The organism is Streptomyces crystallinus (assembly GCF_039521265.1).
GTDB lineage: Bacteria > Actinomycetota > Actinomycetes > Streptomycetales > Streptomycetaceae > Streptomyces > Streptomyces crystallinus.
In genome coordinates this window covers 126,549-143,740 of record NZ_BAAACA010000035.1, presented here as the reverse complement: position 1 = coordinate 143,740, position 17,192 = coordinate 126,549, and the positions used below count along the sequence as shown (strand labels likewise).

Sequence of the window (17,192 nt, the reverse complement as noted above, 5' to 3'; positions counted from 1 at the left end):
TTTCTATCGAGGGGGACGCTAGCCTGCGCACAGCGCCGCCGACAAGAGGCGCGCGGCGGACCGCTCCACGTGCCCGTGAGACGTGCCCACGAGACCTGCCCGGAGGAAGAGATGACAGCGACCCTGGCGGATGTGGCGGCGCGCGCCCGGGTGTCCCCGGCGACCGTCTCGCGCGTGCTCAACGGCAACTACCCGGTCGCCGCGGCCACCCGCGAACGCGTCCTGCGGGCCGTGGACGAGCTGGACTACGTCCTGAACGGGCCCGCGAGTTCGCTCGCCGCCGCCACCTCCGACCTGGTCGGCATACTCGTCAACGACATCGCCGACCCGTTCTTCGGGATCATGGCGAGCGCGGCCCAGTCCGAGATCGGCGGCGGCCCCGGCGCCCGCGAGAAGCTGGCCGTGGTCTGCAACACCGGCGGCTCGCCGGAGCGCGAACTCACCTATCTCACCCTGCTCCAGCGCCAGCGCGCGGCGGCGGTCATCCTCACCGGCGGCGCCCTGGAGGACCCCGACCACGCGGCGGCGGTCGCGGCCAAGCTGGGGCGGCTCGCGGAGGCCGGGGCCAGGATCGTGCTGTGCGGACGCCCGCCGCTGGCGGCTCCGGCCCAGGGCCCGGTCGCGGCGACCCTGACCTTCGACAACCGGGGCGGGAGCCGTCGGCTGACGGAGCATCTGCTCGCCCTCGGCCACCGCCGCATCGGTTATGTGGCGGGCCCCGAGGAGCGCACCACGACCCGGCACCGCGTCGAGGGCCACCTCGCCGCGCTCGCGGACGCGGGCGTGCCGCCGGGCCCGCTCGTCCACGGCTCCTACGACCGCCGCTCGGGCTACGACGCGGCCAACGAACTCCTGCGCCTCGACCCTTCGTTGACGGCCGTGGTCGCCGCCAACGACACGGTCGCCCTCGGCGCCTGCGCGGCCCTGCGCGACCGGGGCCTGTCCATCCCGGACGACGTCTCGGTGGCGGGCTTCGACGACCTCCCCTTCAGCACGGACGCGGCCCCCGCCCTGACGACGGTACGGCTACCGCTCCACGAGGCGGGCGCGAGGGCGGGCCGCCTGGCCATGGGCAAGGAACAGCTGCCCCCGGGCGGGATAGCTACGTTCCACGGCGAGTTGATGGTGAGGGGCTCGACCGGGGGGACGCGCGCGTAGCGACCGACCACGCCCCACAGCCGAACACCGCTCCTCCGGCGAACTCTATGTCTCCGGCTGCACCCAACCCGCCTAGGGGCGCGGGGAACTGCGCGAGAAGCGACCACGGCTGGCAGCCGAAAGGGGGGTTAGGGGCGCGGGGAACGGCGCGAGCAACCGACCACGCACCCGCAGACGAAGACCGGGCCCAAAAAATTGCGTGACGGATTCCCGCCAGCGGGAGGGGCCGGGGCGAACCAGGATCGTGTGCACGGCCCCCGGTTCGCCCCAGAACGGGGCGAGGGGCCGGACTCCAAGGAGCCCCCATGGACCTGCACCTTTCCGGCCGCACAGCCCTCGTCACCGGCGCCTCCAAAGGCATAGGCCTCGCCGTGGTGAGCACCCTGCTGGACGAGGGCGCCCGCGTGGTCGCGGTCTCCCGCCGTACCAGCCCGGACCTGGACAAGCTGGCCCGCCCCGAGCTCGTCCACGTGCCCGCCGACCTCATGGACCCCGACGCCCCCGCGCGCGTAGTGGCCCGTACCGTCGAGGAGTTCGGCGGCCTGGACGTCCTGGTCAACAACGCGGGCGGCCCGCCGCCGGGCGTGACCCTGCCGCGTACCTCGTTCCTGGACGCGGACGAGTCGGACTGGTCCTCGATCTTCGAGTTCAACCTGTTCTCGGCGGTACGGACGGTCCGCGCGGCCCTGCCGCACCTGCTCGCCGACGGCGGCGGCGCCGTCGTCACCGTCTCGACGGGCCTGGCGCGTCAGCCCGCGGTCGGCAACGCCGAGTACGGCGCGGCCAAGGCGGCCCTGACCAACCTCACCAAGGTCCTCTCGGAGGAGTACGCCCCCCAGGGCGTCCGCTTCAACACGGTCTCGCCGGGTGCGGTGCGCACCGCCTGGTGGACCGAGGAGGGCGGCGCGGCCGACGTGATCGCCGCGATGGCGGGCTCGGACCGCGACACGGTGATGGACACCCTGGCCCCGCAGATGATGAACGTCTCCACCGGTCGTCTGGTGACCCCGCAGGAGGTGGCCGACGCGGTGGCGCTGCTGGCCTCCCCGAGGTCGGGGAGCACCACGGGGGCCGACTTCGTGGTGGACGGGGGCTACCTGAAGGCGGTGTGACCGCCGAGACGCCAAGGGGGCGGACACGGGGCCGGGGCCGGGGCACCCGCGCGCGTCACCCGGACCGCTTGCGGCCCGCCGCCCCCCGCTTGCTCAGCACCGTGAGCACCACCGGCACCAACAGCTCCAGCCCCCGGGTGACGGTCGCGACCGGGAGCCCCGTCTTCTTCGCCACCGCCGTGGCCACCGGCTTCGTCGCCTTCGCCAGCACCCCGGCCATCAGCCCGCCGCCGACCGCCCCGAGCCCGCCGAGCGTGGCCACGCCCTGGAGGGGCGCGTCCTCGGGCGGGGCGGCGGCCTCCGACGCCACCGCGTCCGGGGGCAGCTCGTCCGCGAGGCCCGAGGCCGCCGACGCCACGACGTGCCGGGCGGCGACCGGGTCCGTACCGAGTTCCTGGGCGAGCCGGTGCAGCCCGTCGTCCCCCAGCTCGTTCAGTACGTCCTGTTCAAAGCTGGAATCATCACTCATGGGCGAAACGCTACGACCACCCCCCTTTGTCGGCACGTCGAGATTCCGGAAAAATTACTGCCCGCAGTTGTACAACCCTTCTGGCGTGACGGGTGTCTTACTTGGCGTCGGTGTTCCAGGGGAGGGATCTGGGGGGATCCGAGGGGACGCCGGCAGGGGAGGGAAAAGGGGAGGGAATCGAGGGGCCCGGTCATACGGACCGGGCCCCCTTGAGTTCCCGGCCCGCCGCACGGCCGCACCTGCGCACAGCCGCACCGCCGCCCGCGGGCCCGCAGCCACCCGGCCCCCGGCCAACCCCCGCCCATGCGCGGAAAGTTATCCACAGGCATCCCGCGGTGTCCGAGCCCACCGGTAGCGTCGGATCATGTCCAATCTCGCGGTGCTCGAAGGGGTCCTTGAGCGGATCACCTACGCCAACGAGGAGAACGGCTACACCGTGGCCCGGGTCGACACCGGCCGCGGCGGTGGCGATCTCCTCACGGTGGTCGGCTCGCTGCTCGGCGCGCAGCCGGGCGAGTCGCTGCGGATGGAGGGCCGCTGGGGCTCCCACCCGCAGTACGGCAAGCAGTTCACGGTGGAGAACTACACGACGGTCCTGCCCGCCACCATCCAGGGCATCCGGCGCTATCTCGGCTCCGGCCTGATCAAGGGCATCGGCCCCCGCATCGCCGACCGCATCGTGGAGCACTTCGGCACGGACACCCTCGACATCATCGAGCAGCACCCGGGGCGCCTGGTGGAGGTGCCGGGCCTGGGCCCCAAGCGGACCAAGCTCATCGGCGCCGCCTGGGAGGAGCAGAAGGCCATCAAGGAGGTCATGGTCTTCCTCCAGGGCGTCGGCGTCTCCACCTCCATCGCCGTGCGCATCTACAAGAAGTACGAGGACGCCTCGATCTCCGTGGTGAAGAACCAGCCCTACCGGCTGGCGGCCGACGTCTGGGGCATCGGCTTCCTCACCGCCGACCGCATCGCCCAGGCCGTCGGCATCCCGCACGACAGCCCGGAGCGAGTGAAGGCCGGCTTGCAGTACGCACTGAGCCAGTCCACCGACCAGGGCCACTGCTTCCTGCCCGAGGAGCAGCTGATCGCGGACTCGGTCAAGCTCCTCCAGGTCGACATGGGCCTGGTGATCGACTGCCTGGGCGAGCTGGTCGCCGAGGAGGGCGTCGTCCGCGAGCCGGTCCCCGGTCCGCCGGGCGGGGCCGAGCGGGTCAACGCCGTCTATCTGGTCCCCTTCCACCGCGCCGAGCTCTCCCTGGCCGCCCAGGTCGTCCGGCTGCTGCGCACCGGCGAGGACCGGATGCCGGGCTTCCAGGACGTGGACTGGGACCGGGCCCTGTCCTGGCTCGCGGGGCGCACCGGCGCCGAGCTCGCCCCCGAGCAGCAGGAGGCCGTGCGGCTCGCCCTGACCAGCAAGGTCGCGGTGCTCACCGGCGGCCCCGGCTGCGGCAAGTCCTTCACCGTGCGCTCGGTGGTGGAGCTGGCCCGCGCCAAGAAGGCGAAGGTGGTGCTGGCCGCGCCCACCGGCCGCGCCGCCAAGCGGCTCGCCGAGCTCACCGGGGCCGAGGCGTCCACCGTGCACCGCCTGCTCGAACTGAAGCCGGGCGGCGACGCGGCGTACGACAAGGACCGTCCGCTCGACGCCGACCTGGTGGTGGTCGACGAGGCCTCGATGCTCGATCTGCTGCTCGCCAACAAGCTGGTGAAGGCGGTCGCCCCGGGCGCGCATCTGCTGATGGTCGGGGACGTGGACCAGCTGCCCTCGGTCGGCGCGGGCGAGGTGCTGCGGGATCTGCTCGCCGAGGGCGGCCCGGTCCCGCGCGTCCGGCTGACCAGGATCTTCCGCCAGGCCCAGCAGTCCGGTGTGGTCACCAACGCCCACCGCATCAACTCCGGCCTCCCCCCGCTCACCCAGGGCCTCAGCGACTTCTTCCACTTCGTGGAGGAGGAGACCGAGGACGCCGGCCGGCTCACGGTGGACGTGGCGGCGCGGCGCATCCCCGCCAAGTTCGGCCTCGACCCCCGGCGCGACGTCCAGGTGCTCGCCCCCATGCACCGTGGCCCGGCGGGCGCCGGGAACCTCAACGGCCTGCTCCAGCAGGCCATCACCCCGGCCCGCCCCGATCTGCCCGAGAAGCGGTTCGGCGGAAGGGTGTTCCGGGTGGGCGACAAGGTCACCCAGATCCGGAACAATTACGAGAAGGGAAAGAACGGTGTCTTCAACGGCACCGTCGGCGTGGTGACCGCGCTCGACCCGGACGAGCAGCGTCTGACGGTGCTGACGGACGAGGACGAGGAGGTGCCGTACGACTTCGACGAACTGGACGAGCTGGCCCATGCGTACGCGGTGACGATCCACCGCTCGCAGGGCAGTGAATATCCCGCCGTGGTGATCCCGGTCACCACCGGCGCCTGGATGATGCTCCAGCGGAACCTGCTCTACACGGCGGTCACCCGCGCCAGAAAACTCGTCGTGCTGGTGGGGTCCCGCAAGGCGATCGGCCAGGCGGTGCGTACGGTTTCCGCAGGCAGACGCTTTACCGCACTCGCTCACCGGCTGGCAGGGGGTGTTTTGGTGTGAAACATCACCTGGGGCTTCCAGAACCGGGGCGAAGGGGGCAGGATGAGCAGGTTGACGGCACTGAGTGCCGCTAATAAGCCCAATGGGCGACCCCGAGTGCACTCTGCTGAGCCAAATGGGGGATGGTAGAGACAGTCAGGGCACCTCGAAGAAGAGGCACTACGTCGGTGAGGGATGACGTGAGCGACAACTCTGTAGTACTGCGGTTCGGCGATGGCGAGTACACCTACCCGGTGATCGACAGCACCGTCGGCGACAAGGGCTTCGACATCGGGAAGCTCCGGGCCCAGACCGGTCTCGTGACCCTGGACAGCGGATACGGCAATACCGCCGCCTATAAATCCGCCATCACCTACCTCGACGGCGAGCAGGGCATCCTGCGCTACCGCGGCTACCCCATCGAGCAGCTCGCCGAGCGCTCGACCTTCCTGGAGGTCGCCTACCTGCTCATCAACGGCGAGCTGCCGACGGTCGACCAGCAGGCGACGTTCAAGAGCGAGATCACCCAGCACACGCTGCTGCACGAGGACGTCAAGCGCTTCTTCGACGGCTTCCCGCGCGACGCCCACCCGATGGCCATGCTGTCCTCGGTCGTCTCCGCGCTGTCCACCTTCTACCAGGACAGCCACAACCCGTTCGACGAGAAGCAGCGCCACCTCTCGACGATCCGGCTGCTCGCCAAGCTCCCGACGATCGCGGCGTACGCGTACAAGAAGTCGATCGGCCACCCGTTCGTCTACCCGCGCAACGACCTCGGCTACGTCGAGAACTTCCTGCGGATGACGTTCTCGGTCCCGGCGCAGGAGTACGAGCTGGACCCGGTCGTCGTCTCGGCGCTCGACAAGCTGCTCATCCTGCACGCGGACCACGAGCAGAACTGCTCGACCTCCACCGTGCGCCTGGTCGGCTCCTCGCAGGCGAACATGTTCGCCTCGATCTCGGCCGGCATCAGCGCCCTGTGGGGCCCCCTGCACGGTGGCGCCAACCAGTCGGTCCTGGAGATGCTGGAAGGCATCCAGGCCAACGGCGGCGACGTCGACTCCTTCATCCGCAAGGTGAAGAACAAGGAGGACGGCGTCCGTCTGATGGGCTTCGGCCACCGGGTCTACAAGAGCTTCGACCCGCGCGCGAAGATCATCAAGGCTGCCGCGCACGACGTCCTGTCGGCCCTCGGCAAGTCCGACGAGCTGCTCGACATCGCGCTGAAGCTGGAGGAGCACGCGCTCTCCGACGACTACTTCGTCTCGCGCAACCTGTACCCGAACGTGGACTTCTACACGGGTCTGATCTACCGCGCGATGGGCTTCCCGACCGAGATGTTCACGGTCCTGTTCGCGCTGGGCCGGCTGCCGGGCTGGATCGCCCAGTGGCACGAGATGATCAAGGAGCCGGGCTCCCGTATCGGCCGCCCGCGCCAGATCTACACGGGTGAGGTCCTCCGCGACTTCGTCCCCGTCGAGGCTCGCTGAGCCCTTCGGCCGCGGTGCCCGAGGGGATGCGCCCGACCCCCGGCGAGTGAGCCGAAGGGGCGCGCCTGTGTCGAGAGACCGAACGCGCGGAGGCCCGACGAAGGAGGGTCGAGCACGATCGGGCTCTCGACACAGGCTTTTGCGCCCCGGAGGCGAACCGAGCCCCAAAAAGACATAGAAGCGCCCCGCCCACCAATCCCCCCACGGGTTGGCGGGCGGGGCGCTTCCCCTATACCCGGTGCGGATTCCCCCCACGGGATCCGGCCGGGAGTCCGGCGGTCTGCCGGGGTACGTACGTCACGGGTGGGCCGCTCAAAGCTTCCCGTTGTACGTGCCCCGGCCAACGCGCTGCCTGGAACGTCCCCCAAGACATTCCATGGACATCCCCCAAGACGTCCTCGGCATCGACCACTTAGACTCCCGAACCGGCCCGATGGTTACCTCATCATCTCTGTGATCTAGCTCTCTTTGTGGAGATCAGGTGAAGGAGCGCAACCGTAGGCTGTTGGTTACCACGAAGACGGATGAGAACGCCATAGCCGCGCCCGCGATCATAGGGTTCAGCAGGCCCGCCGCGGCCAGCGGAACCGCGGCCACGTTGTAGCCGAAGGCCCAGAACAGGTTGCCCTTGATGGTCGACAGGGTCCGCCGGGAGAGCCGGATGGCGTCGGCGGCGACCCGCAGATCCCCCCGAACGAGGGTCAGGTCGGACGCCTCTATCGCCGCGTCCGTCCCGGTGCCCATCGCCAGTCCCAGATCGGCGGTGGCCAGCGCGGCCGCGTCGTTGACGCCGTCACCCACCATCGCCACCGAACGGCCCTCGGCCTGGAGCCGCTTGACCACGTCGACCTTGTCCTCGGGCAGCACCTCGGCGTGCACGTCCTCGGCGGCGATCCCGACCCGGGCCGCCACCGACTCGGCCACCGCCCGGTTGTCCCCGGTCAGCAGCACCGGCCGCAGCCCCAGACCGCGCAGCAGGGACACCGCCTCGGCGCTGGTCTCCTTCACCGCGTCGGCGACGGTCAGCACGCCCCTGGCACTCCCGTCCCAGGCCACCACGACCGCCGTGCGGCCCTCGGCCTCCGCGGCCTCCTTGGCGGCGGCGAGGGAGGCGGGCAGTTCGACGCCCCGGCCCACGAAGACGGTGTGCCCCTCGACGACGCCCTCGACCCCGCGCCCGGGCAGGTTCCGGAAGGACTCCGGCACGGGCAGCTCGCCCACCTGCTCGGTGGCGCCCTCCGCGATCGCGCGGGCGATGGGGTGCTCGGAGGCATGCTCCAGGGCGCCGGCGTACCGCAGGAGCTCCTTGTCGTCGGCGCCCTCGGCCGCGTACACGTCGTACAGGCTCATCCGGCCCGTGGTGACCGTGCCGGTCTTGTCCAGGACGACGGTGTCGACGCGGCGGGTGGACTCCAGGACCTCGGGGCCCTTGATGAGGATGCCGAGCTGGGCGCCCCGGCCGGTGCCGACCATCAGCGCGGTCGGGGTCGCCAGCCCCAGCGCGCACGGGCAGGCGATGATCAGGACCGCGACGGCGGCCGTGAAGGACGCGGTGATGTCGTCGGTGGCGAGCAGCCAGGCCACCAGGGTGGCGAGCGAGACCAGCAGCACGATCGGCACGAAGACGCCGGAGATGCGGTCGACGAGGCGCTGGACCTCGGCCTTGCCGTTCTGCGCGTCCTCCACGAGGCGGGCCATCCGGGCCAGCTGGGTGTCGGCGCCGACCCGGGTCGCCTCGACGACCAGACGCCCGCCGACGTTGACGGTGGCGCCGGTGACGCCGTCGCCCGCGCCCACGTCGACCGGGACGGACTCGCCGGTCAGCATGGAGGTGTCCACGGCGGACGCGCCCTGAACGACCGTGCCGTCGGTCGCGACGGTCTCGCCGGGCCGCACCACGAACCGGTCGCCGACCCGCAACTCGCCGACGGGCACGCGTACTTCGCCGCCGTCGCGCAGGACGGCCACGTCCTTGGCGCCGAGTTCGAGCAGCGCCCGCAGGGCGGAGCCGGCCTTGCGCTTGGAGCGGGCCTCCAGATAGCGGCCGAGCAGGATGAAGGTGACGACGCCCGCGGCGACTTCCAGGTAGATGGTGGAGGCGCCGTCCGCGCGGCTGACCGTGGCGTCGAAGCCGTGGCGCATCGCGGGCATCCCCGCGTCACCGAAGAACAGCGCCCACAGCGACCAGAGGAAGGCGGCGAGGGTGCCCACGGAGACCAGGGTGTCCATGGTGGCCGAGCCGTGGCGCAGATTGGTCCAGGCGGCCCGGTGGAAGGGCAGTCCGCCCCAGACGACCACGGGCGCGGCGAGCGTGAGGCTCAGCCACTGCCAGTTGTCGAACTGGAGCGAGGGGACCATGGCGAGCAGCACCACGGGCGCGGCCAGCAGGGCGGAGACCTGGAGCCGCTGGCGCAGCGCGGCGAGCGCCTGCGCGGCCCGGCTCTCGGCGGCGCCCGCCGCGTCCGCCCGCGCGTCGGCGCGGGGCGCGGGCGGCTCCGGCCGGTCCTCTCCGGCCGCCTCCCGCCGCGGCCGGTCCACCGCGGGCGGCGGGGGCTGTGGCGGGGGCGGTGCCAGTGACTCGGCGGTGTACCCCATCTTGACGACCGTCGCGACCAGGCCCGCCACCTCGACCCCGTCGGCGAAGGCGACCTTGGCCTTCTCGGTGGCGTAGTTGACGCTCGCCTCGACCCCGTCCAGCCGGTTCAGCTTCTTCTCGATACGGGCCGCGCACGAGGCACAGGTCATACCGCCGATGGTCAGTTCGACCGTGTTCGTTTCCACCGTGTTCGTCTCCACGTGGGCTCCTGAAAAAGAGACCGGGCCGTACGGCGCGGATGCGCTGGTCGTACGGCCCGGAAGAGGAAGATCGGGCCGTTCAGGCCCGGCCGACCAGCTCGAAGCCGGCCTCGTCGACCGCCGCGCGCACGGCCTCGTCGTCCAGCGGCGCGGCCGACACCACCGTCACCTCGCCGGTCGAGGCGACGGCCTTGACCGAACCGACGCCGGCGATCTCGCCGATCTCGCCCGACACGGCGCCCTCGCAGTGTCCGCAGGTCATGCCGGAGACCTTGTAGACGGTGGTGACGGAGCCGACCCGCACGTCGGCCGGGCCCTCGCTGTGGCAGGAGCCGGCGGGCGAGCAGCAGGAGCCGGTCGTGGTGGCGGCGGCTTCGGTCTCGGCGGTCATGGGGTTCTCCTCTTCGGGGGTACGGATCCATGGTGCACCAGGGGGTCACGGGAAGGCCGGGACCGCCTGACGGCTCCACGTTATACCCCTGGGGGGTATAAATCCAGTACCCCCTCGCCGCTCCTCAGTCAGTCGTTCGCCCTGCGGCTGCGGTTCCCCGGGCGGCGCGCGACCCAGGCGCGGATGGTGTCGGCGTACCAGAAGGGCTTGCCGTTCTCGGTGAGGTCGGGCGCGGGCAGCAGTCCGTGTTTGCGGTACGAGCGGACCGTGTCCGGCTGTACCCGGATGTGTGCGGCGATCTCCTTGTACGACCAGAGCCGTCGGTCGGTCATGGTGGGCACCTCCCTGCGTGCGCCGCAGCGGCGGTCTGGCGGCCGTCGGGGGAGCTGGGCGCGGGACTTGACGATCACTCAGCCTGTGCCCGTTGAACGACGGAGCGTGAAGGCGGGGGTGTGGCTGTCGACCCTCTGTGACGCAAGACCCGCGTAACTGAGACATGTGTGACGGGAAGGGGACGGTTGTGACAGAGGTGAGGAAGGGGAGAGGGGGTGCGGGACCGGACATCCCCCACCCCCTCCTGGTGCCTCGGGCCCCGCCCTACGCGTAGAGCCCCGGCCGTTCGAGGGCCGGCTCCACCGGCACCCGCTCGCCCGAGCGCTGGGCCCGCACCCCCGCCTCGCAGACCACGGCCGCCATATAGCCGTCCCAGGTGCTCGGGCCCTCGACGTCCCCGCGCCGGGTGGCGTCCACCCACGCCTGCACCTCGCGGTCGTACGCGTCGGCGAAGCGGGCCGTGAAGTCCTGCGGGAGCTCGCCGCCCCAGCGCCCGCCGGAGCGGACGACCGGGCCGGTCCCGGCGCCGGTCGAGGCGGCCCCGCGCTCGCAGACGGCCTCGCAGCGCACCTCGTACCCGAAGCCGCAGTTGACGAAGATCTCCACGTCCACGACCGCCCCGCCGGCCGTCTCGAACAGCACCAGCTGGGGGTCGCCCAGGCCCTCCGGGGCGTACGAGGAGGGGCGCGGGCGCAGCACCTGGACGGCGGTGAGCTCCTGGCCGAGCAGCCAGCGGGCCGCGTCGACCTCGTGCACCACGGAGTCGCGGATCAGCATCTCGGTGGTGAAGAACGAGGGGGAGGAGGCGTTGCGGTGGCGGCAGTGCAGGAACAGCGGCCGCCCCAGCCCGCCCTCGTCGAGCAGCGCCTTCAGCCGTACGTACTCGGCGTCGTAGCGCCGCATGAAGCCCACCTGCGTCAGACGCCGCCCGAGCCGGGTCTCGGCCTCCAGGACGCGCAGGGCGCCGCCCGGGTCCGGGGTGAGCGGCTTCTCGCACAGCACGGGCAGACCGCGCCGGAACGCCTCCAGGAGCGCGCTCTCGTGGGCCGGGCCCGAGGAGGCGATCAGGACCGCGTCGACGCCCGGCGCGGCCATCGCGGCAGCCGGGTCGGTGTGGGCGGTGCAGCCGTCGATCGGGCCCGCCACGTCCTTGGCGCGCTCCGCGTCGACGTCGGCGACGGCGGCGACCCGGGCCCCGCCGATCACGGAGGTGAGGCGGCGCACGTGGTCGGCGCCCATCTTCCCGGTGCCGACGACGGCGATCCCGAGCGGTGCGGAGGGCATCGGCTCACGCCCCGCAGGAGCGCAGGAAGGCGCGGGTGCGCGTGGCGATGGGCAGCGGGCGGTCCGGGTCGCACGGGTACATGTCCTGCTCCACGATCGCGAACAGGTCCACGTCGAGGGCCTGCGCCGCGGCCAGCACCGGTTCGAGGGCCGGCACCCCGGCGGGCGGCTCGCACATCACCCCGCGCGCCACGGCCGGCCCGAACGGCAGCTGCTCGGCGTGCACCTGGGCCAGCACGTCCGGGTCCACCTGCTTGAGGTGCAGATAGCCGATCCGCTCCCCGTAGGTCTCGATCAGCTTGACGCTGTCGCCGCCGCAGTAGGCGTAGTGCCCGGTGTCCAGGCAGAGGCCGACCAGGTCGGGGTCGGTGGCGTCGAGGAAGCGGGCGACGTTCTCCTCGCTGTCGACATGGGTGTCGGCGTGCGGGTGGACGACGATCCGCAGCCCGTACCGCTCGCGCACCTCGCGGGCGAGCCGCTCGGTCTGCCCGGCGAGGTCGCGCCACTGCGCCGCGCTGAGCGTCGAGCTCTCCAGGACCTCGCCGGTCTTGTCGTCGCGCCAGAACGCCGGGATGACGACCAGGTGCCCGGCGCCGGTGGCCCGGGTCAGCTCGGCCACGTCCGCCACGTGCTCCCAGGTGGTGTCCCACACCGCCGGGCCGTGGTGCAGCCCGGTGAACACGGTCCCGGCCGAGACGCGCAGGTTCCGGCGCGCGGTCTCGTCGGCGAGGCGGGCCGGGTCGGTGGGGAGATAGCCGTACGGTCCGAGTTCGATCCACCCGTACCCGGCCCCGGCGACCTCGTCGAGGAAGCGGGTCCAGGGGACCTGGCGGGGGTCGTCGGGGAACCAGACGCCCCAGGAGTCGGGGGCAGAGCCGATCCGGATGCGGGTCTTGGCCGTCGTCATGGGAGCCAGACTCGCCGGGCCGCCGGAACGGTGTCAAGACTACGTCCGAATGTCAGGACAAAAGATTGACAGGGCCGGGGCGGGGCGGCTAGACCTGGGAGCTCCACGGGGCGCTGACGAAGGGGGCGTGCATGGAGGCGGATCCGTACGACGTGATCACCATGGGGCGGATCGGGGTGGACCTCTACCCGCTCCAGACCGGCGTGCCACTCGCGAAGGTGACGTCGTTCGGCAAGTTCCTCGGCGGCTCGCCCTCCAACGTGGCGGTCGCGGCGGCCCGGCTTGGGCGCCGCACGGCCGTCGTCACCGGCACCGGCGAGGACCCCTTCGGGGAGTATCTGCGCGCGGAGCTGGGCGGGTTCGGGGTCGACGCGCGCTGGGTGAAGAGCGTGCCGGGCCTGGCGACCCCGCTCACCTTCTGCGAGATCTTCCCGCCGGACGACTTCCCGCTGTACTTCTACCGCGCCCCCAAGGCCCCCGACCTGGAGCTGTACGAGGCGGACCTCGATCTGGACGCGATCCGCGCGGCCCGGATCTTCTGGGTCACCGGCACGGGCCTGAGCGTCGAACCGAGCCGGTCCACCACGCTCGCGGCGCTGGCCGCCCGGGCGGGCCGAGGCACCACGGTCTTCGACCTGGACTGGCGGCCCATGTTCTGGACGGACCCGGACGAGGCGCGCCCCCACTACCGCGAGGCCCTGCGCCACGCCACCGTGGCCGTCGGCAACCTGGAGGAGTGCGAGGTGGCCACCGGGGAGCGCGAACCGCTCGCCGCCGCCCGCGCGCTGCTCGCGGCCGGGGTGGAGCTCGCCGTGGTCAAACAGGGGCCGAAGGGCGTGCTCGCCGTGCACCGGGACGGCGGCGCCGCCGAGGTGGCGCCCGTGCCCGTCGAGGTGGTCAACGGGCTCGGCGCCGGGGACGCGTTCGGCGGCGCCCTCTGCCACGGGCTGCTGTCCGGCTGGGACACCGAGCGGCTGATGCGGTACGCCAACGCCGCCGGCGCCATCGTCGCCTCCCGCCTCGCCTGCTCCTCCGCGATGCCCGGCCCGGCCGAGGTCGAGCGCGTACTGGCGGGAGGGACGGCGTGAGCATCCGCATCAGCCCCGGCGAGCTCGCCCGGCTGCGCAGCAGCGAACCCGAGGCCGTCGCGGAGGCGGCTGCCCGGCGGACCCGGCGTCCGCTGGTCCGGGGCGCCGGACGGCTGCTGATCGTCGCGGCCGACCACCCGGCCCGGGGCGCGCTCGGTGTGGGCGACGACCCGTTCGCCATGGCCGACCGCTCGGTCCTGCTCGAACGGCTCTGTCTGGCGCTGTCCCGGCCCGGCGTCGACGGGGTGCTCGCCAGCGCGGACATCCTGGAGGACCTGCTGCTCCTGGGGGCCCTGGAGGACAAGGTCGTGATGGGCTCGATGAACCGGGGCGGGCTCGCCGGCGCCGCCTTCGAGCTGGACGACCGCTTCACCGGCCACCGCGCCCAGGACCTCGCCCGGCTCGGCTTCGACGCGGGCAAGCTGCTGCTGCGCCTGGACTACGACGACCCCGGCTCGCTCAGCACGCTGCACTCGGCCGCCCGCGCCGTCGACGAGATGGCGGAGCGTCGACTCCCCGTCTTCGTGGAGCCGTTCATCTGTCACCGCCGCGACGGACGGCTGTACAACGATCTCAGTGCGGCCGCGGTGACGCGCTCGCTCGCCATCGCCTCGGGACTGGCCGGCACCTCGGCGTACACCTGGCTGAAGGTGCCCGTCACCGAGGACCCCGACGCCATGGAGCGGGTGATGGCGACCACCACACTGCCCGCCGTGCTGCTCGGCGGGGACATCGGCAAGACGCCGGGGGAACAGGAGGCGGCGTACGAGAAGTGGCGCGGCGCGCTGCGACTGCCCACCGTGCGGGGGCTGGTGGCCGGGCGCACCCTGCTCTATCCGGCCGACGGCGACGTGGCGGGCGCGGTCGACATCGCCGCCGGGCTGCTGAAGGGGTAGGGATCGGGCATGGACGCGCACAAGGACGAGCTGTTCGTACGGGCCGGATCCGCCGCCCGTGAGGCGTACGCCCTCGACATCGGCCCCGAGCGGGCCGGCTGGGGGTACTCGGCGCTGCGGGTGCTGGAGCTGGCGCCGGGCGGGGAGCACTCCTTCGCCACCGGCGACAGCGAGTGGATCCTGCTGCCCCTCAGTGGTAGCTGTACTGTACAAGTGGATGGTCTGGCCCTGGAACTGCTGGGCAGGGAGAGCGTGTTCGCCAAAGTCAGCGACTTCGCCTATCTCCCGCGCGACGCCCACGCACAGATCGCCTCCGGCGCGGGAGGCCGCTTCGCCCTGGCAGGAGCGAGATGCGAGCGCCGACTCCCCGCTCGTCACGGCCCCGCGCCGGAGGTGCCCGTGGAACAGCGCGGCTCGGGGGTGAGCGCCCGCGAGGTGCGGGGCTTCGCCGCCGCCGACGCCTTCGCCTGCGACCGCCTCATCGCCGTCGAGGTGATCACCCCGGGCGGCAACTGGTCCTCCTATCCGCCGCACAAGCACGACGAGCACGTGCCCGGGCGGGAGTCGGAGCTGGAGGAGATCTACTACTTCGAGTTCGCGACCCCGAACGGCTTCGGCTACCAGCGCGTGTCGCCGTCGCGGCCGGGCGGCGCCGACGTGCTCGCCGAGGTCCGCGCCGGGGACGCCGTGCTCGTCCCCGACGGCTGGCACGGCCCCTCGATCGCCGCGCCCGGGCACCCCATGTACTACCTGAACGTGATGGCGGGGCCCGGCGAGGAACGCGAGTGGCGCATCAGCTTCCACCCCGATCACGCGGAGGGTTACCGATGAGCGGTACGACCAGGCGACTGACCACCGCGCAGGCGCTGCTCGCCTTTCTCTCCCGCCAGTACACCGCCCGGGCCGGCACCGAGCAGCGCCTGATCACCGCCACCTGGGGCATCTTCGGCCACGGCAACGTCGCCGGGATCGGCCAGGCGCTCCTGGAACCCGGCAGCGACATGCCGTTCCACCAGGGCCGCAACGAACAGGCCATGGTGCACGCGGCCGTCGGCTACACCCGCCAGTCGGGCCGGCTCTCGGCGCACGCGGTGACCACCTCGATCGGGCCGGGCGCCACCAACCTGGTCACGGGCGCGGCCCTGGCGACCGTCAACCACCTCCCGGTCCTGCTGCTGCCCGGCGACGTCTTCGCCTCGCGCCCGGCCGACCCGGTCCTCCAGCAGCTCGAAGTGCCGTACGCGGGCGATGTGTCGGTCAACGACTGTCTGCGCCCGGTGTCCCGCTACTTCGACCGGATCACCCGGCCCGAGGCGCTGATCCCGGCCGCGCTCGCCGCGATGAGCGTGCTCGCGGACCCGGCCAGGACCGGCGCGGTCACCCTGGCGCTGCCGCAGGACGTGCAGGCGGAGGCGTACGACTGGCCGGAGGAGTTCTTCCGGCGGCGGGTGTGGCAGGTGCGGGCCGCGCCGCCCGACCCACGCGAGCTGGACGCGGCCGTCGAGCTGCTGCGCGGCGCGCGGCGCCCGCTGCTCGTGGCGGGCGGCGGCGTCCACCACGCCCGCGCCGAGGAAGCCCTGCGCCGCTTCGCCGAGCGGACCGGCATCCCGGTCGCCTCGACCCAGGCGGGCAAGGGCTCGCTGCCGTACGACCACCCCTGCGACGTGGGCGGCATCGGCCACACGGGCACGGCCACCGCCGACGAACTGGCGCGCACCGCCGACGTCGTCCTCGGGGTCGGCACCCGCTGGACCGACTTCACCACCGCCTCCTCGACCCTGTTCCGGCATCCGGACGTCCGCTTCGCGAGCATCAACGTCAACGGCGCCGACGCCCACAAGATGGGCGGTCTGCAAGTCGTCGCGGACGCGCGCGTGGGGCTCCAGGCGCTCACCGAGGCCCTCGGCGGGCACCGCGTGGACCCCGCCTACCCGGCCGCGTACGGCGAGGCGAAGGCCGCCTGGGAGGAGCGGGTCACCGCCGCCTACGCCCCGGCCACCGAGGACGCCCGCCCCACCCAGGCCCAAGTCCTCGGCGCACTCGACACGTTGGTCACCGGCGACGACATCCTGATCAACGCGGCGGGCTCGCTCCCGGGCGATCTGCACAAGCTCTGGCGGACCCGCTCGCGCGACCAGTACCACGTCGAGTACGGCTACTCCTGCATGGGATACGAGATCCCGGCGGCGATCGGGGTGGCCCTGGCCGCGCCCGGCCGCCCGGTGTGGGCGCTGGTCGGCGACGGCACGTATCTGATGAATCCGACCGAGATCGTCACCGCCGTGCAGGAGAACCTGCCCCTCAAGGTGGTGATCCTCCAGAACCACGGGTACGCCTCGATCGGCGGCCTCTCGGAGTCGGTGGGCGGTGAGCGCTACGGCACCGCGTACCGCTTCAGGGCGGCGGACGGGGGCTGCACGGGCGAGCCGCTCCCGGTGGACCTGGCGGCCAACGCGGCCTCCCTCGGGATGGCCGTACTGCGCCCCAAGACCATCCGTGACCTGCGCGAAGCCCTCGCTGCCGCCCGTGGGGCGGACCGCCCTACATGTGTCTACGTCGAGACCGAAACGGCAGACACTGTGTCGGGCCCGCCCCCGGCGCAGGCGTGGTGGGATGTTCCCGTGGCCGAGACCGCGACCCGCTCGTCGGCGGTCGAGGCGCGCGAGGAGTACGAACGGCAAGTCGCAGCCCGACGCCGCCATCTCTAA

General features: G+C 72.3%; 14 protein-coding genes. 8 read left to right on the top strand and 6 right to left on the bottom strand.

The genetic code is table 11. From position 1 onward, the window contains the following. Window positions 1-111: 111 nt before the first annotated feature. Both ABD236_RS24800 and ABD236_RS24795 read left to right on the top strand, forming a co-directional pair. Window positions 112-1,158, top strand: coding sequence for a LacI family DNA-binding transcriptional regulator (locus ABD236_RS24800; RefSeq protein WP_344076941.1), 1,047 nt, complete (start codon window positions 112-114; stop codon window positions 1,156-1,158). A 305-nt stretch (window positions 1,159-1,463) separates the two neighbouring features. Further along, a complete protein-coding gene (locus tag ABD236_RS24795; RefSeq protein ID WP_344076939.1) occupies window positions 1,464-2,270 on the top strand; it encodes an SDR family NAD(P)-dependent oxidoreductase in 807 nt (268 codons plus the stop codon). A gap of 55 nt (window positions 2,271-2,325) precedes the next feature. Here ABD236_RS24795 and ABD236_RS24790 read toward each other — a convergent pair whose 3' ends face one another. Continuing rightward, on the bottom strand, window positions 2,326-2,739 hold the full coding sequence (locus ABD236_RS24790; RefSeq protein WP_344076937.1) for a hypothetical protein: 414 nt from the start codon (window positions 2,737-2,739) through the stop codon (window positions 2,326-2,328). A gap of 364 nt (window positions 2,740-3,103) precedes the next feature. Here ABD236_RS24790 and recD2 point away from each other — a divergent pair, with 364 nt between their 5' ends. Further along, entirely contained in the window at window positions 3,104-5,320 is a 2,217-nt protein-coding gene (recD2, locus tag ABD236_RS24785) for an SF1B family DNA helicase RecD2 (RefSeq protein WP_344076934.1), read from the top strand. 179 nt (window positions 5,321-5,499) lie between these two features. Next, window positions 5,500-6,789: a citrate synthase gene (locus tag ABD236_RS24780; protein WP_344076932.1), complete on the top strand. Its 1,290-nt coding sequence runs from the start codon at window positions 5,500-5,502 to the stop codon at window positions 6,787-6,789. Between the two features lie 477 nt (window positions 6,790-7,266). Here the strand turns inward: ABD236_RS24780 and ABD236_RS24775 are convergent, their stop codons facing one another. The 5 genes from ABD236_RS24775 to ABD236_RS24755 form a co-directional block, all read right to left on the bottom strand. After that, window positions 7,267-9,534: a heavy metal translocating P-type ATPase gene (locus ABD236_RS24775; protein ID WP_425543945.1), complete on the bottom strand. Its 2,268-nt coding sequence runs from the start codon at window positions 9,532-9,534 to the stop codon at window positions 7,267-7,269. A 130-nt stretch (window positions 9,535-9,664) separates the two neighbouring features. Beyond that, a complete protein-coding gene (locus tag ABD236_RS24770; protein ID WP_344076927.1) occupies window positions 9,665-9,976 on the bottom strand; it encodes a heavy-metal-associated domain-containing protein in 312 nt (103 codons plus the stop codon). A 128-nt stretch (window positions 9,977-10,104) separates the two neighbouring features. After that, on the bottom strand, window positions 10,105-10,308 hold the full coding sequence (locus ABD236_RS24765; RefSeq protein ID WP_344076925.1) for a helix-turn-helix transcriptional regulator: 204 nt from the start codon (window positions 10,306-10,308) through the stop codon (window positions 10,105-10,107). A gap of 265 nt (window positions 10,309-10,573) precedes the next feature. After that, on the bottom strand, window positions 10,574-11,593 hold the full coding sequence (locus ABD236_RS24760) for a Gfo/Idh/MocA family protein (RefSeq protein WP_344076923.1): 1,020 nt from the start codon (window positions 11,591-11,593) through the stop codon (window positions 10,574-10,576). A gap of 4 nt (window positions 11,594-11,597) precedes the next feature. Then, complete coding sequence (locus ABD236_RS24755) at window positions 11,598-12,500, bottom strand: sugar phosphate isomerase/epimerase family protein (protein ID WP_344076921.1); 903 nt, start codon at window positions 12,498-12,500, stop codon at window positions 11,598-11,600. Window positions 12,501-12,631: 131 nt separating this feature from the next. Between ABD236_RS24755 and iolC the strand changes: the two genes are divergently transcribed. The 4 genes from iolC to iolD are packed head-to-tail and all read left to right on the top strand — an operon-like array spanning window position 12,632 to window position 17,192. Next, window positions 12,632-13,588 carry a 5-dehydro-2-deoxygluconokinase gene (gene iolC, locus ABD236_RS24750; RefSeq protein ID WP_344076919.1) on the top strand — a complete coding sequence of 319 codons (957 nt, stop codon included), beginning with the start codon at window positions 12,632-12,634 and terminating at the stop codon, window positions 13,586-13,588. Next, window positions 13,585-14,484, top strand: coding sequence for a Cgl0159 family (beta/alpha)8-fold protein (locus tag ABD236_RS24745; RefSeq protein WP_344076917.1), 900 nt, complete (start codon window positions 13,585-13,587; stop codon window positions 14,482-14,484). The genes iolC and ABD236_RS24745 overlap by 4 nt, the downstream gene beginning before the upstream one ends. 9 nt (window positions 14,485-14,493) lie before the next feature. Continuing rightward, on the top strand, window positions 14,494-15,315 hold the full coding sequence (gene iolB, locus ABD236_RS24740) for a 5-deoxy-glucuronate isomerase (protein WP_344076915.1): 822 nt from the start codon (window positions 14,494-14,496) through the stop codon (window positions 15,313-15,315). Beyond that, window positions 15,312-17,192, top strand: a complete 1,881-nt coding sequence (iolD, locus tag ABD236_RS24735) for a 3D-(3,5/4)-trihydroxycyclohexane-1,2-dione acylhydrolase (decyclizing) (protein ID WP_344076912.1) — start codon at window positions 15,312-15,314, stop codon at window positions 17,190-17,192. Before iolB ends, iolD begins: the two co-directional genes overlap by 4 nt.